2 protein-coding genes are annotated in these 16,111 nt (G+C 70.9%); one reads left to right on the top strand and one right to left on the bottom strand.

The window, feature by feature from the left end:
• Positions 1–3,251, top strand: a 3,251-nt coding sequence (locus tag D7Y21_RS33785; RefSeq protein ID WP_121717868.1) for a type I polyketide synthase, incomplete at its 5' end; no start/stop codon positions are given.
• A gap of 9 nt (positions 3,252–3,260) precedes the next feature.
• On the opposite strand, the gene D7Y21_RS33790 is transcribed toward D7Y21_RS33785, so the two are convergent.
• On the bottom strand, positions 3,261–16,007 hold the full coding sequence (locus D7Y21_RS33790; RefSeq protein WP_158627394.1) for a non-ribosomal peptide synthase/polyketide synthase: 12,747 nt from the start codon (positions 16,005–16,007) through the stop codon (positions 3,261–3,263).
• Positions 16,008–16,111 lie beyond the last annotated feature (104 nt).

A 16,111-nucleotide genomic window follows, 5' to 3' on the forward strand; every position in this document is an offset into this window, starting at 1 on the left:
GTGGTGATGAAGTCCCCGGGGAGGCGCTGGGGCTCTCCGGGGACTTCCTCGCCACGCGGGTGTCGTACGAGCTGGACCTGACGGGTCCGGCGATGACGGTGCAGACGGCGTGTTCCACGTCGTTGGTGGCGTTGCACCTGGCCTGTCAGTCGCTGCTCGCGGGTGAGTGCGACCTGGCGCTCGCGGGAGGCGTGTCCATCCGCACGCCGCAGCTGGGAGCGCATCGCAACCAGGAGGGCGGCATCCTGGCGCCGGATGGGCGCTGCCGGCCCTTCGACGTGAACGCGGCGGGCACCGCGGTGGGCAATGGCGTGGGGATGCTGGTGCTCAAGCGGCTGGCGGACGCGGTGGCGGACCGGGACAGCATCCGCGCCATCGTGCTGGGCACGGCGCTGAACAACGACGGGGGCGCGAAGACGGGGTTCGCGGCGCCTTCGGTGCAGGGGCAGGCGGCGGTGATCCGCGAGGCGCTGTCGGTGGCGGGGGTGGCGCCGTCGGACGTGTCCTATGTGGAGGCGCACGGGACTGCGACGGCGTTGGGGGATCCGATTGAGGTCGCGGCGCTCAAGCAGGTGTTCCAGGGGGCTGCGCCGGGCGCGTGTGGCCTGGGCGCGGTGAAGAGCAACTTCGGGCACCTGGACGCGGCGGCGGGCGTGGCGGGGGTCATCAAGACGGTGCTGTCGATGGAGCACCGCACGCTGCCTCCGACGCTGAACTTCACGAAGCCGCATCCGATGCTGGAGCTGGAGGGCAGTCCCTTCCAGGTGGTGGGGAGCACGCGTGCTTGGGAGGGCCCGTTGCCGCTGCGCGCGGGGGTGACGGCGCTGGGGATTGGGGGCACGAACGCGCACGTGGTGTTGCAGGAGGCGCCGGCTCTTCCAGAGACGGATGCGCCCCGGCGCGGGGAAGAGGTGCTGCTCTTGTCCGCGAAGACGGAGGGGGCACTGGAGCGGATGACCGCGGCGCTCGCGGAGCGTGTGAAGGGGGCCTCGGGCGCCTGGCTCGCGGACGTCGCTCATACGTTGCAGGTGGGGCGTGCGCGCTTCCCGTGGCGCCGCTTCGTCGTGGTCCGCCAGGGCGAGGACTCGGCGGCGCTCCTGGAGGGGCGGTCCTCCGCCGGTGAGGATGCGCCTCCTCGGATCCGCACCGTGTTCGACGAGGGCGAGTCTCGCGGCGTGGCCTTCTTGTTCCCGGGCGGCGGTGCGCAGCGGGTGAACATGGGCGAGTCGTTCCTTCGTGAGCCCGCGTTCCGCGCGGCCATTGATAGGTGCTCGGAGTGGCTTCGTGGTCCCATGGGCGCGGACCTCCGCGACATCCTCTTCGCCGGACCCGAGCGCTTCGACGCGGCGGCCCGTGAGCTGGACCGGCCGCTGTGGTCCCAGCCCGCGCTGTTCGTCTGCGACTGGGCGCTCGCGCAGCTGTGGCTGTCGTGGGGCGTGAAGCCGGAGGCGCTGCTGGGGCACTCGCTCGGCGAATACGTGGCCGCGTGCCTCGCGGGTGTGTTCACGCTGGAGGAGGCGCTGGGCCTCGTCGTCGCTCGCGGACGGTTGATGGAGGCGATGCCCTCGGGCGGGATGGTGTCCGTGCTCGCGCCCGTGGAGCAGGTCTCGGAGCTCGTGGGGCCGGCCGTGTCGGTGGCGGCCATCAACGGCCCGGAGACCTGTGTCCTCTCCGGACCGCTGCCGGAGCTGGAGGCCGCGGAGCAGGCGCTGACGGCGCGGGGCATCGAGCACAAGCGGGTGCGCTACGCGCGCGCCGCGCACTCCTCGATGATGGAGCCGTACCTGGAAGGCTTCGCGCGTGAAGTGGCCCGCGTGAAGCTCCGCGCGCCCTCGCTGCCCGTCGTGTCCAGCCTCACCGGCCGGTGGCTCCAGGAGCGCGAGGCGACGTCGCCGGACTATTGGGTACGGCACCTGCGGCACACGGTTCGCTTCTCCGACGCGCTGGGCTGCCTGCTGGAATCCGGCGACCGAGCATTGATTGAAGTGGGCCCGGGCACGACGCTCACCGCGCTCGCGCGGCAGCATCCGGCGCGCAAGACGCAGCCCGTGCTGGCCACCCTGCCGACGAAGGGCGATGCGCCCGGGAGCGCTCTGGCGGCCCTGGGCGAAGCGTGGGCCGCGGGCGTGGACGTGGACTGGGAACGCATCCGGGACGGCGAGCGGCGTCGGCGCGTGGACCTGCCGACCTACAGCTTCGACCGCGAGCACTACAGCCTGGACGACGCCGCGCCGAGCCCCGTTACTCGCGACGCCATGGCGGCCAAGGCGAAGGCGACCGGCTCCTCGAAGCCGAAGGGAAGTGCTCCCCGTCGCGGTGAGCGCGTGGCACCCCGTGACGCCACGGAGCAGTCCCTGGTCGAGTGCTTCCAGACGCTGTTCCGCCTGGACGACGTGGGCATCCGCGACGACTTCTTCGCGTTGGGCGGCGACTCGCTGGTCGCGCTCCGGCTGCTCGCGATGATCTCCGAGCGCTTCGGCAAGCGGCTCGCGCTGAAGGAGATGCTGACCGCGCCCACGGTGGAGCTGTTGGCCCGGAAGCTGGGAGGACGGGAGGAGGGCCGGTCCCTGCCCCCCGGGGTCGCGTTGCTCCAGCAGGGCACTCGCGGTCCGCCGCTCTTCTTCGTGCACGCGGCCGGAGGTCAGGCGGTGTTCTACCGCGACCTGGCGCGAGCCATCGACGCGGGCCGGACCGCCTACGCCTTCGAGTCCCGGGGGCTGGAGCCAGACGGGCCGCTGCACACGTCCGTCGACGAGATGGCGACGGCCTATTTGGAAGGCCTGCGCGCGTTGCAGCCCGTGGGTCCGTACCTGCTGGTGGGCGCGTCGTTCGGCGGCGCGGTGGTCTACGAGATGGCCCGTCGGCTGACGGCGGAAGGCCACGTGGTGCCGCTGTGCGCGATGCTCGACACGCCGGGCCCCGGGGACATCGCCCGAGCCCGAGTTGGCGGAGTGGGCTTCGCGCAGGAGCAGGTCCTCGCGGATCCAGAGCAGCAGCGGCGCTACGTGCGCGTCTGGGAGGCGAACATGACGGCCCTGCGCGACTACCCCATGCCCCGCTTCGAGGGCGGCACCCTCCAGTTCTTCCGCGCGGCGACGGTCATCGAGCACATGCCGAAGCACGTGGAGCTCGAATGGCTGGACTCGGGCGCGGTGGTCCGGGTGGAGACCGTGCCCGGCGACCACCAGTCGATGCTCACGGGCGGGAACGCCGAAGGGCTGGGCGCGAAGCTCGCGGCCTTCCTTTCGTGAGCGAGACGCTCAGCTGGAACCCGGACGTCCGCGCCGTTGGGCCATGCGCCGCAGGTTGTCCCGCCGTTGTGCTCCCGGGTCCTGCGCGGGTGCGGGAGCCGCCGCCGGTGGCGTGTCTTTCGGCGGTGACAGGTGTCCGGCGAGCGCGCGCACCGTGGGGTACTGAAAGAGCGTGACCAGCGGGACCTTGCGGCCCACCTGCGCTTCCAGCTTCGCGTGCACGGACTGGAGCAGCAGCGAGTTGCCGCCCAGGTCGAAGAAGTTGTCACTCGCGCCCACGCGCTCCCGTCCCAGCACTTCGGCCCAGAGCGCGGCCAGCGTCTGCTCCAGGCCTGCCTCGGGGACGCGGTAGTCCTCACTCAGCTCGGGCCGGTGCACGTCCGGCGCGGGCAGGGCCTTGCGGTCCAGCTTGCCGTTCGCGGTGAGGGGCAGCCGCTCCAACACCACGAACGCCGACGGCACCGCGTGCTCCGCGAGCGAGCGGCGCAGCGAGGCCCGCAGCGCGTCCACCGCGAACGTGGCCTCTTCGCGGAGCACCAGGTACGCGACCAGTCGGCGCTGTCCCGGCACGTCCTCTCGCACCTGCGCTACTGCTTCCTTCACCGAGGGCTGCGAGAGCAGCGCGGCCTCCACCTCGCCCAGTTCGATGCGGAAGCCCCGCAGCTTCACCTGCGAGTCCGCGCGGCCCCGGAACTCCAGCGTCCCATCCGCGAGCCACCGCACCACGTCGCCCGTGCGGTACAGGCGCGCGCCGGGCTCGCGGGAGAATGGATCCGGTCCGAAGCGCTCCGCCGTGAGCGCGGGCTGGCCCAGGTAACCGCGTGCCACCTGGGCGCCTCCCAGGAACAGCTCGCCCCACAGGCCCACCGGCACGGGGTGTCCCGTGCCATCCAGCACGTACACGCGCACGTTGGGCTCCGGGCTTCCGATGGGGGGCAGTAGGCCCTCGGGCGCTTCGGGCTTCACGACGCCGGAGGTCGCGATGACGGTGTTCTCCGTGGGGCCGTAGCAGTTGAGCCACTGTCCCGGAACGGAGGGCCCCGGACGGCGGTGCAGCACGTCACCGGCCACGTGCACCCGGCGCAGCGGCATGCCGGACGGCCATGGCTGCTCCAGCGCCGCCTCCGCCATGGGCGTGGGCAGCGTGGTGAGCGTGATTCCCTCCGCCGCGAGCCACCGCACCAGCCGCGCGGGCTCCGCACGCACCTCGTCCGTGGGCAGATGGAGGCTGGCGCCATGCGAGAGCGACGGCCAGGTCTCGAAGACGGTCGCGTCGAACGCGAGCCCCGTCAGCAGCGTGGCCCGGTCTCCCGATCCAATCCCCGCCGCCGTGCCGAGCCCCGTGACGAGGTTCGCCAACGTCCCGTGTGTCACCGCGACGCCCTTGGGCCGGCCGGTGCTGCCCGACGTGTAGATGACGTAGGCCATCGCCTCCGCGTGCAGGGTCACGCCGGGCGCGGTGACTGCCTGTGCCTCCAGTGCTGGCTCCGCGTCCAGGCAGAGCACGCGCACTCCGCATCCCTCGAAGCGGGAGGCGAAGGCCTGCCGCGTGACGACGATGCGCGCGCCACTGTCCGTGAGCACGTGCCGCCACCAGGCCTCCGGCCACGTCAGGTCCATGGGCAGATAGGCCCCGCCCGACTTGAGGATGCCCAGCGCGCCCCACACGTAGCCGGGCGTGCGGTCCACGCACAGGGCGACCACGGTCTCCGGCATCACACCTTGCGTGCGCAGCAGGTTCGCGAGCTGGTTCGACCGGGCCTCCAGCTCCCCGAACGTCAGCCGCTGCCCGTCGCCCGCCAGCGCGAGCGCCTCCGGCCTCAGCCGAGCCTGCTCCGCGATGCGCGTGGGCACGCGCAGGTCCGAGGGGACATCGAGCGTGGTGTTGTTCCACTCGACGAGGAGTTGCTGGCGCTCCGCCTCCGTCAGCAGCGACAGCGACGCGAGCGGACGCTCCGGGTTTCGCGTCACCTGCTCCAGCAGGCGCAGGTAGTGCCCGGCCATGCGCTCCACCGTCGCCGCGTCGAAGAGCGCGGTGTTGTATTCCCAGTGCGTCAGCAACCCGGTGGCGGATTCGCGCATGAACAGGGTGAGGTCGTGCTTCGCGAGCCCTGGATCGAAGGGCACCGGCGCCGTCTCCAGCCCTCGCAGGGGGAAGCCGGGGAAGTCCTTGAAGAGCGCGAACACGGCCTGGAACACGGGCGTGCGGCTCAGGTCTCGCGGCGTCTGGAGCGCGTCCACCAGTTGCTCGAAGGGCACCTCCTGGTGCGCGTACGCGCCCAGGCACGTCTCGCGAACACGGGCGAGGAGGACCTGGAAGGACTCGGCGCCGGAGACCTTCACGCGCAGGGGCAGGGCGTTGACGAAGAAGCCGATGAGCCCCTCCACCTCGCGGTGGTTGCGGCCGGAGATGGGCGAGCCGACCACCACGTCGTCCTGGCCGCTGTAGCGCGACAGCAGGGCGTGGAAGCCCGCGAGCAGCGCCATGAAGGACGTGACGCCCTGCTGGTGACACAGCTCGCGCACGGCGGCGTCCACCGCGGCGGGGATCCGCACCATGTGGGCCGCGCCCGCCTGGGCCTGCACGGGCGGACGCGGCCGGTCGGTGGGCAGCTCCAGCGCGTGGGGCGCCCCGCTCAGCTGCCGCTTCCACCACGCGAGCTGCGCGTCGAGCGCTTCGCCCTGCAACGTCGCGCGCTGCCAGCGGGCGTAGTCCGTGTACCGGATGGGCAGCGGCGGCAGGCGCGGCGTCTGGTCCCGCGTGAAGGCGTCGTAGAGGATGCCCAGCTCGCGCCCCATCACGTCCGTGGACCAGCCGTCCGTGATGATGTGATGCATGAGCAGGAAGAGCGCGTGGTCCTCCGCGTCCAGCCGCAGCAGCGTCGCCGTCAGCAGTGGACCCGAGCGCAGGTCGAAGACGTGGCGCATCCGCTCCTCGGCCCGCTGGCGCAGGACGGTGTCGCGCTGCTGGGGCGGCACGTCCTCCAGCCGCTCGAAGGCGAGCGAGAAGGGGACCGAGGACAGGACGCGCTGAACGGGCTGGCCGTTCGCCTCCGCGAACACCGTGCGCAGGGACTCGTGACGGTCGATGAGCGCCGCGAGTGACCGCTCCAGCGCGGCCACGTCGAGCGGTCCCTTGCACCGGATGAACAAGGGAACGTTGAAGGCGAACCCGCCCGGTGCGAGCGCGTCGATGAACCACAGCCGCTGCTGCGGGAAGGACTGGGGCGCGGAGTCTCCGGCCTCCGTGCGCACCAGGGACGGTGCCTTGACGGGATGGGCTTCCTGACGCAGGGCTTCGATTCGCGCGGCCAGGTCCGCGAGTGTCGGGGCTTCGAAGAGCACTCGCACGGGCAGCTCCATCTGAAGCGATTCGCGCAGACGGGAGGCCACCTGGGTCGCGAGCAGCGAATGGCCGCCCAGTTCGAAGAAGTGGTCCTGAGTGCCCACGCGCGGCACACCCAGCAGCGGTGCCCAGATGTCCGCGATGAGCTTCTCCACCGCGGAGACCGGGGCCACGTAGACGGTCCCGGGGATGGCCTCTTCCGTCGGAACGGGCAGGCTGTTGCGGTTCACCTTGCCGCTGGGCGTCAGGGGCAGCGCGTCCATGCGCACCAGGGCGGAAGGCACCATGTACTCCGGCAGCCGTCGCGCCAGTGCCTGTCTCAGCGCCTCCGCGGAGAAGGCCGCTTCCGGTTGCACCACGTAGGCCACCAGCCGCTTGAAGCCCGGTGTGTCCTCACGCAACACGACGACCACGTCGCGCACGTCGGGCAGGGCGCGCAGGGCGGACTCGACTTCGCCCAGTTCGACGCGGAAGCCACGCAGCTTCACCTGACCGTCCAGGCGGCCCAGGAACTCCAGCTGTCCGTCCGAGAGCCAGCGGGCCTTGTCGCCCGTGCGGTAGAGGCGTGCGCCCGGCGTGGAGCTGAAGGGGGAAGGCACGAAGCGCTCCGCGGTGAGGTCTGGCCGGTTGTGATAGCCGTGCGCGAGCCCTTCACCTCCGATGAACACCTCCCCAGGGACGCCGACGGGACTCGGATTCCCGCGTGCATCCAGGACGTAGGTCTGGACGTTGGTCAGCGGTGTTCCCACCGAAGGGAGCGCGGGCCAGGTGCGAGGAGGCCCTGAAGCCCGCCATGCGCTGGCGGCGTGCGTCTCCGAAGGACCGTACTGGTTTTCGAGGATGCACCCGGGCCGCCGTTCAAAGAGGGAGACGAGGGCGGGGGTCACCTGGAGTTGCTCGCCCGCGGTGATGACCTCGTTGAGCGGGGGCAGCTCCGTCGCGGTGCGCGCTGCTTCGCTCAGTGACTGGAGCGCGACGAAGGGGAGGAAGAGCCGCTCCACGCGGTGCTGGGTGAGGAAGCGCAACAGCGCCGGTGGGTCGCGGCGCAGTTCGGCGGAGCTGAGCAGCAGGCGGCCACCGATGCACCACGTGCCGAAGATCTCCTGGAAGGAGACATCGAAGTTGAGCGAAGCGAACTGGAGCGTGGTGGCTTCCGCGCGCACCGCCCGACGGGTCTGCCACGCGAGCATGTTGCCGATGCCCCGGTGGGACATGGCGATGCCCTTGGGTCGACCGGTGCTGCCCGAGGTGAAGACGACGTAACAGACGGCTTCAGGCGAAAGCCTCACGTGCGGAGACGACGTGGGATGGGACGCCATCGAGATGGTCTCCATCGTCACGATGCGCGCGGAGGTGGCCGGTGGCAGGGCCCGCACGAAGCCCTCATGGGCGAGGACGACTGGAGCGCGCGTGTCCTCCACCATCAGGGCCAGTCGCTCGGCCGGATAGTTCGGATCCAGTGGGACGTAGGCGGCGCCGGCCTTGAGGGTGGCGAGGACGGCGACGGGCATGTCCAGGTTGGAGCGCTCCAGGCACAGCCCGACGGAGCTACCCGGCGTGACGCCCAGAGCGATGAGGTGGTGCGCGAGTTGGTTGGCGCGTGCATCCAGTTGCGCGTAGGTCAGTGACTCCGCGCCGTTCGTCACCGCGACCGCTTCCGGTGTCCGTTCGGCCTGTGCCTCCACCCAGCGGTGCATGAGCCCGGGCTCGAAAGAGACGTCCTTCGCGGCGTTCCACGACACGACGACCTGGCGTCGCTCCTCCTCGGAGAGGAGTGGCAGGGCCGACAGGGGCTGCTCGGGATGGCGGACCGCTCCTTGGAGCAGCCGCACGTAGTGCCCTGCCATCCGGGTGAGGGTCGCTTCCTCGAAGAGGGCGGTGTTGTATTCCCAGAAGGCCGTCAGCCCCTGCTCCGACTCGCGCACGAAGAGCATGAGGTCGAAGCGGGAGACGCCTGTCTGGAACGGAACGTCCTCCGCTTGGAGCCCGGGCAACGAGAAGGGGACGGCCGCCTGTTGCAGGACGAAGAGGGCCTGGACCAGCGGCGCGCGGCTCAGGTCGCGTGGCGGCTTGAGCGCCTCCACGAGCTGTTCGAATGGCAGGTCCTGATGCGCGAAGGCGCCCAGGCAGCTCTCGCGTACGCCGCGCAACAGGTGGCGGAAGGAGCGCGAACCCGTAACGTCCGCGCGCAGGGCGAGCGTGTTGACGAAGAGGCCAAGCAGTCCTTCCACCTCACGGCGGTTGCGGCCGGAGATGGGCGAGCCAACCACCACGTCGTCCTGGCCGCTGTAGCGCGCGAGCAGGGCCTGGAACCCCGCCAGCAGGGTCATGAACAGCGTGGTGCCCTCGCGCTGGCCCATGGAGACGAGGGCGCTGGTCAGCGCGGGTGGCAAGGGGACTTCGATGTACGCGCCCCGGAAGGTCTGCACGGGCGGACGCGGCTTGTCGGTGGGCAGGTCCAGCACGGGTGGTGCCCCCGCCATCTGCTCGCGCCACCACGCCACCTGTTCTTCCAGCACGTCGCCCTGCAACCACGCGCGCTGCCACAGCGCATAATCCGAGTACTGGATGGAGATGGGCGGGAGTGCGGCCTCCGTGCCCTGGCTCCGGGCGAGGTAGAGCGCATCCAGCTCCCGCTGGAGCAAGGCGATGGACCACCCGTCGAAGACGCTGTGATGGAAGTTGAGGATGAGGATCTGATCCTCGTCCGCGATCCGGAGCAGCGTGGCCCGGAGCAGGGGGCCTCGCCGCAGGTCGAAGGGCACATGCGCTTCGGCCTCCACCTGGCGCTGGAGCGGAATGCGCGGCTCCACGTCCACCTGCTTCAGGGCGAGCTTCCACGCGGGGCCGATGCGTTGCACCGGCTGGCCGTCCACTTCGTCGAACGTGGTGCGCAGGACCTCGTGACGCCGGATGAGGGCGTTGAGCGCGTCCTCTAGCGCGTGCGTGTCCATCCGTCCCCGCAGCCGGGTGACCAGGGGCAGGTTGTAGGCGTGCGCGCTGGTGTCCAGCTGCGAGACGAACCACAGCCGCTGCTGGGAGAACGACTGCGGAACGAGCTCGCCGCGAAGCTGGGGCACCAGCGGCGGGACGGCCTTCCGGTTCGCGCCGTGAAGCTGCTCCTCCAACCTCGCGGCGAGCTGCGCGACGGTGGGCGCCTCGAAGAGGACGCGCAGGGACAGGTCCACCTGGAAGGCCTCTCGCAACCGGGAGACCACCTGCGTGGCGAGCAGCGAGTGCCCACCCAGCTCGAAGAAGTGGTCTTCCAGGCCCACGCGCGGCACCACGAGCAGGGACGCCCAGATGTCGGCGATCACCTTCTCCACCGCCGTCATCGGCGCCAGGAACCCGGTGTCGTCCGCGGCTTCTTCTCTGGGCGCGGGCAGGCCGTTGCGGTTCACCTTGCCGCTCGGGCCCAGCGGTAGCGCGTCCATGCGCACCAGTGCGGAGGGCACCATGTGCTCCGGCAGCCGTCGTGCCAGCGCCTGCCTCAGTGCCTCCGGTGAGAAGGATGCTTCCGGTTGGACTACGTAGGCGACCAGTCGCTTGTGGCCCGGTGTGTCCTCGCGCACCACGACGACCACGTCGCGCACGTCGGGCAGGACGCGCAGGGCCGCCTCCACTTCGCCCAACTCGACGCGGAAGCCGCGCAGCTTCACCTGACCGTCCAGGCGGCCCAGGAACTCCAGTTGTCCGTCCGAGAGCCAGCGGGCCTTGTCGCCCGTGCGGTAGAGGCGGGCACCCGGCGTGGAGCTGAACGGGGAGGGGACGAAGCGCTCCGCGGTGAGGTCTGGCCGGCCGTGGTAGCCGTGCGCGAGCCCTTCACCGCCCACATACAGCTCGCCCGGAACTCCGACAGGACAGGGCTCGCGGCGCGGATCCAACACGTAGGCCTGGACCGAAGGCAGCGGCGTTCCCACCGGAGGCAGGGCGGGCCACGTGCTCGGGATGCCCGAGGCGCGCCACGCGGAGACCGCATGGGTTTCCGAAGGACCGTACTGGTTTTCGAGGACGCAGCCGGGCAACCGTTCGAAGAGAGCGACGATGGCGGGTGTCACCTGGAGTTGCTCGCCCGCGGTGATGACCTCGTTGAGCGGGGGCAGCTCCGTCGCGGTGCGCGCTGCTTCACTCAAGGATTGAAGCGCGACGAAGGGCAGGAAGAGGCGCTCCACGCGGTGTTGGGTGAGGTAGCGCAGCAGCGCCGGTGGGTCGCGGCGCAGCTCGGCGGAGCTGAGCAGCAGGCGGCCACCGATGCACCAGGCGCCGAAGATCTCCTGGAAGGAGACGTCGAAGTTGAGCGAGGCGAACTGGAGCGTGGTGGCTTTCGCACGCACTGCGCGGCGGGTCTGCCACGCGAGCATGTTGCCGATGCCCCGGTGGGACATGGCGATGCCCTTGGGCCGACCGGTGCTGCCCGAGGTGAAGACGACGTAGCAGACCGCTTCGGGCGACAGCCTCACGTGCGGAGACGACGTGGGACGGGACGCCAGCGAGACGGTCTCCATCGTCACGATGCGCGCGGAGGTGGCCGGTGGCAGCGCCCGCACGAAGCCCTCATGGGCGAGGACGACCGGAGCGCGTGTGTCCTCCACCATCAGGGCCAGACGTTCCGCTGGATAGTTCGGATCCAGCGGGACGTAGGCGGCGCCGGCCTTGAGGGTGGCGAGGACGGCGACGGGCATGTCCAGGTTGGAGCGCTCCATGCACAGCCCGACGGAGCTACCCGGCGTGACGCCCAGGGCGATGAGGTGGTGCGCGAGTTGATTGGCGCGCGCATCCAGTTGCGCGTAGGTCAGCGACTCCGTCCCGTTCGTCACCGCGACCGCTTCCGGTGTCCGTTCGACCTGTGCTTCCACCCAGACGTGGATCAGCCCAGGAGCGGGGAGCCGGTCCTCACGGCTGTTCCACGCGACCAGGAGTTGCTCGCGTTCCTCCCTCGACAGGAGCGACAGTTCCGCGAGGGACTGCTCAGGGTTCGCGGTGACGCCTTCGAGCAGCCGCACGTAGTGCCCGGCCATCCGGACAAGGGTCGCCTCCTCGAAGAGGGCGGAGTTGTACTCCCAATAGGCGACGAGCCCTTGTGGTGTCTGCCGCATGAACAGCATGAGGTCGAAGCGGGAGACGCCCGACTGGAACGGGAAGTCCTCCACCGCGAGGCCGGGCAGGGACAGCGGCGTCGCGGCCCGCTGCAGGACGAACATCGTCTGCACCAGGGGCGTCCGGCTCAGGTCTCGCGGCGGCTTGAGCGCGTCCACGAGCTGTTCGAACGGCAGGTCCTGATGCGCGAAGGCACCCAGGCAGCTCTCGCGCACACCGCGCAGCAATTGCCGGAAGGAGCGTGAGCCGGAGACGTCCGCGCGCAGGGCGAGCGTGTTGACGAAGAAGCCGATGAGCCCCTCCACCTCACGGCGATTGCGGCCGGAGATGGGCGAGCCGACGACGACGTCCTCCTGGCCGCTGTATCGCGCGAGCAGGGCCTGGAACCCCGCGAGCAGCGTCATGAACAGCGTGGCGCCCTCGCGCTGGCCCAGCAGTTGGAGCGAGCCGTGGAGGGGCTGGGGCAGCAGCACCTCGAAGTTCGCGCCCTGGAAGGTCTGCACGGGCGGCCGCGGCTTGTCGGTAGGCAGGTCCAGCACGGGCGGTGCCCCCGCCAGCGCCTCGCGCCACCACGTGAGCTGGTCCTCCAGCTCCTCCCCCTGGAACGACTCACGCTGCCACCGCGCGTAGTCCACGTACTGGAGGGACAGGGGCGGCAATGTGCTCTGGCCGCGTGCGGGGTAGAGCGCGTTCAGCTCGCGCTGGAGCACGTCGATGGACCACCCGTCGAAGACGATGTGGTGGATGACGAGCATCAACACATGGTCGTCGTCAGCGACGCGCAGGAGCAGCCCCCGCATCAGCGGGCCGCGCCGCAGGTCGAACGGGCGTCGTGCCTCCGTGGCCAGTTGCTCCGGGAGCTTCGCGGCCTCCGCGTCCGTCCTCGCCAGCTTGAAGTCCCAGGGTGGCCCGATGCGCTGCACCGGCTGGCCGTCCACCTCGTCGAACGTGGTGTGCAGGACCGCGTGCCGCCGGATGACCTCCGCGAGGCTCCGCTCCAGCGCGTCCGCGTCCAGCGCGCCCCGCAGCCGCGTGACCATGGGCACGTTGTAGGAGTACCCCAGCGTGTCGAGCTGCGAGATGAGCCACAGCCGCTGCTGCGCGAATGACTGCGGCAACCAGCCGTCCCGGGGACCGGGAACCAGCGGGAGGGACTGGATCCGGCTGCTCTCTCTCCGCAGCGCATCGATGCGCGCCGCGAGGCTGGTGACCGTGGGCGCCTCGAACAGCGCGCGCACGGACAGGTCCACCTGGAACGTCTCCCTCAATCGCGAGGTGACCTGTGTCGCGAGCAGCGAGTGCCCACCCAGTTCGAAGAAGGAGTCCTGCGTGCCCACGCGTGTGCGGCCCAGGAGCGCGGCCCAGACCTCGGCCACCGCTGTCTCCGTCGGGGTGACGGGCGCCACGTAGGCGTCCTCCGTGAGCGCGTCGCCCACGGGCGTGGCGAGCGCCCTTCGGTCCACCTTGCCCACGGGCGTCAGCGGCAGCCGGTCCAGCTTCACGAAGGCGGCTGGGACCAACGGCGCCGGCAGCTGGGCGGACAGGCTCGAACGCAGCGCGTTCACGTCCACGCTTGCGCCGGCCACATAGGCCACCAGCCGCTTGTCGCCGGGCGCGTACTCGCGCACCTCCGCCACGGCGTCCTCCACTCCGGGCAGGTGGCGCAGGGCGGTTTCAATCTCTCCCAGTTCGATGCGGAAGCCGCGCAGCTTCACCTGCGTGTCCGCGCGCCCCATGAACGCCAGCTCACCGGAAGGCAGCCACCGGGCACGGTCGCCCGTGCGGTACAGCCGCGCACCGGGAACATCGCTGAAGGGATGGGGCACGAAGCGGTCCGCGGTGAGGTCCTGCCTGTCCAGGTAGCCCCACGCGAGGCCGTCGCCTCCCACGTACAGGTCGCCCACGACGCCGGGCGGCACCGGCTCCAGGCGCGCGTCCAGCACCAGCGCCTGCGAGTTCTCCAGCGGACGGCCAATGGGCACCGGCATCCGCGCGTCCAGGTCCCGCTTCACCTGATACGTGGCGGAGAACGTGGTGTTCTCCGTGGGGCCGTAGCCGTTGGTGACCGCTCGGCCCGCGTCCAGCAGCTTGCGCGCGGCCAGCGGGGACAGCACGTCGCCGCCCGTGAGGACCTGTCCCACGCGAGCGAGCGCCGCGGGCCGGTTCAGCGCCATCTGCTCGAAGAACGCCGTGGTGAGGAACAGCACGCTGATGTGTTCACGCTCCAGCGTCGCTTCCAGTTCCTCCAGCGACGGCGTCACCGGCGGATAGAGGAACAGCTTCGCGCCGCTGAGCAGCGCGCCCCACAGCTCCAGCGTCGCGGCGTCGAACGACGTGGTGGCCAGCTGGAGGACGACGTCTTTGGCGCCGAACCGGACATAGGACACGCCCTTCACCAGCCGCGTCACGGCCCGGTGGGGGACGCCCACGCCCTTGGGCCGCCCGGTGCTCCCGGATGTGTACATGACGTATGCGAGCGCTTCGGCGGGGACATGCACGCCGGGCGCGGCCTTCGGTTGGTCCTCGAAGTCCCGCCAGGATGGGTCGAGCACCACGACCCGTGATGCCAACCCCTTCAGCGAGGACTCGCGTCCCTGCTCCAGCAGGAGCACGGTGATGCGGGCGTCGCGCGCCATGAGCTCCAGGCGCTCGGAGGGATAGCCCGGATCCAGCGGCACGTACGCGCCCCCCGCCTTGAGGATGGCGAGCGTCGCCACGACCATCTCCAGCGACCGGCCCGCGCACAGACCCACCGGCGTTCCCAGCCGCACGCCCTGCGCACGCAGGTGGTGCGCGAGCTGGTTGGCCCGTGCCTCCAGCTCCGCATACGTGAGCCGCTGGCCTCCCGCTTCCACGGCCACGGCGCCGGGCGTCCGCGCGGCCTGCTCCGCGAAGAGCGCGGGCAGGGACGCATCCCGAGGGTAGGGGACGGCGGCTCCCGTCCCCTGGTCGAGCAGGTGCCGCCGTTCCTGTGCGGTGAGCAGTGGAAGCGTGGCCACGGGGCGCTCCGGCTCCGCGACCGCGGCCTCCAGCAGGCGCGTGTAGTGCTCCGCGAAGCGCGCCACCGTCGCGGCGTCGAAGAGGTCGGTGCTGTACTCCCAGAGCCCCACGAGCCCTTCCGGCGTCTCGCGCAGGAAGACGGTGAGGTCCATGCGCGACACGCCCGGTTCGAAGTGCAGCTCGGACGTGCGCAGCCCCTCCAGCTCCAGCGCGGGCACGGCCGAGTGCTGGAGTGTGAAGAACACCTGGAACAGGGGCGGGCGGCTGAGGTCGCGCTCGGGCTGGAGCGCGTCCACCAGCTGCTCGAAGGGCACCTCCTGGCGCGCGTACGCGTCCAGGCACGTCTTGCGCACGCGGCGCAGCAGCTCCCCGAAGCCGAGCGCGCCTTCACCCCGCACGCGCAGGGGCAGGGTGTTGATGAAGAAGCCGATGAGCGGCTCCACCTCCTGGCGCGTGCGGCCGGAGATGGGGGAGCCGATGACGATGTCGTCCTGGCCGCTCAGCCGCGACAACAGCAGGTGCATGCCGCCCAGCAACGCCATGAACAGCGTCACGCCCTGCTTGCGGCACAGCGCCTCCAGCGCCTTGCCCAACCCCGGAGGCAGCGCGTGGCGGTACACCGCGCCCCGCGTGGACTGCGCCGCGGGACGGGGACGGTCCGTGGGCAGCTCCAGCGCGGCGGGTGCTCCAGAGAGTTCTCCCCGCCACCACTCCAGCTGCTGCCGCAGGTGCTCGCCCTGGATCCACTGCCGCTGCCACACCGCATGATCCGCGTACTGCACGGGCATCGCGGGCAGCGCGGGCGTCGTGCCGGCGCGAAAGGCCGCATAGAGCGCTTGAAGCTCCCGCTCCATCACCGTGAGCGACCAGCCGTCGCAGCAGATGTGATGCAGCATCAGGAGCAGCACGTGCTCCGCTTCTCCCAGCCGCAACAGCCGCACACGCACCAGCGGCCCCGCGCCCAGGTCGAAGGGCACGCGTGCCTCCACCTCCGCGGCCTGTCGCAGGGCGTGTTCCCGCTCGGACGCGGGGAACGCTTCCAGGGACTCCACTCGCAGCGGCAGGGGCAGCGAAGGCGCGATGCGCTGCACCGGCTGTCCGTCCACGACGGCGAAGGTGGTGCGCAGCGCTTCGTGCCGCTCCACCAGCACGGCCAGCGCTCGCTCCAGCGCGGGGATGTCCAGCGCGCCGGTGAGCCGCGCGAAGTACGGGACGTTGTAGGAGATGCCCCCGGGCGTGAGCTGCTCGATGAACCACATCCGCTGCTGCCCGAAGGAGAGTGGCAGCAACGCATCGCGGGGAACGGGCACCACGGGCGGCGCTCTGCGACGGGGCCTCGCCGGGGACTTCGGCGCGGAGGCGGAAGGGGAGCCGGGGTGCTCGGTCGTCATGTCTCGCTCGGGGGAAAGCGGGGAAG

Source organism: Corallococcus sp. AB045, from assembly GCF_003668895.1.
GTDB classification, from domain to species: Bacteria; Myxococcota; Myxococcia; order Myxococcales; family Myxococcaceae; genus Corallococcus; species Corallococcus coralloides.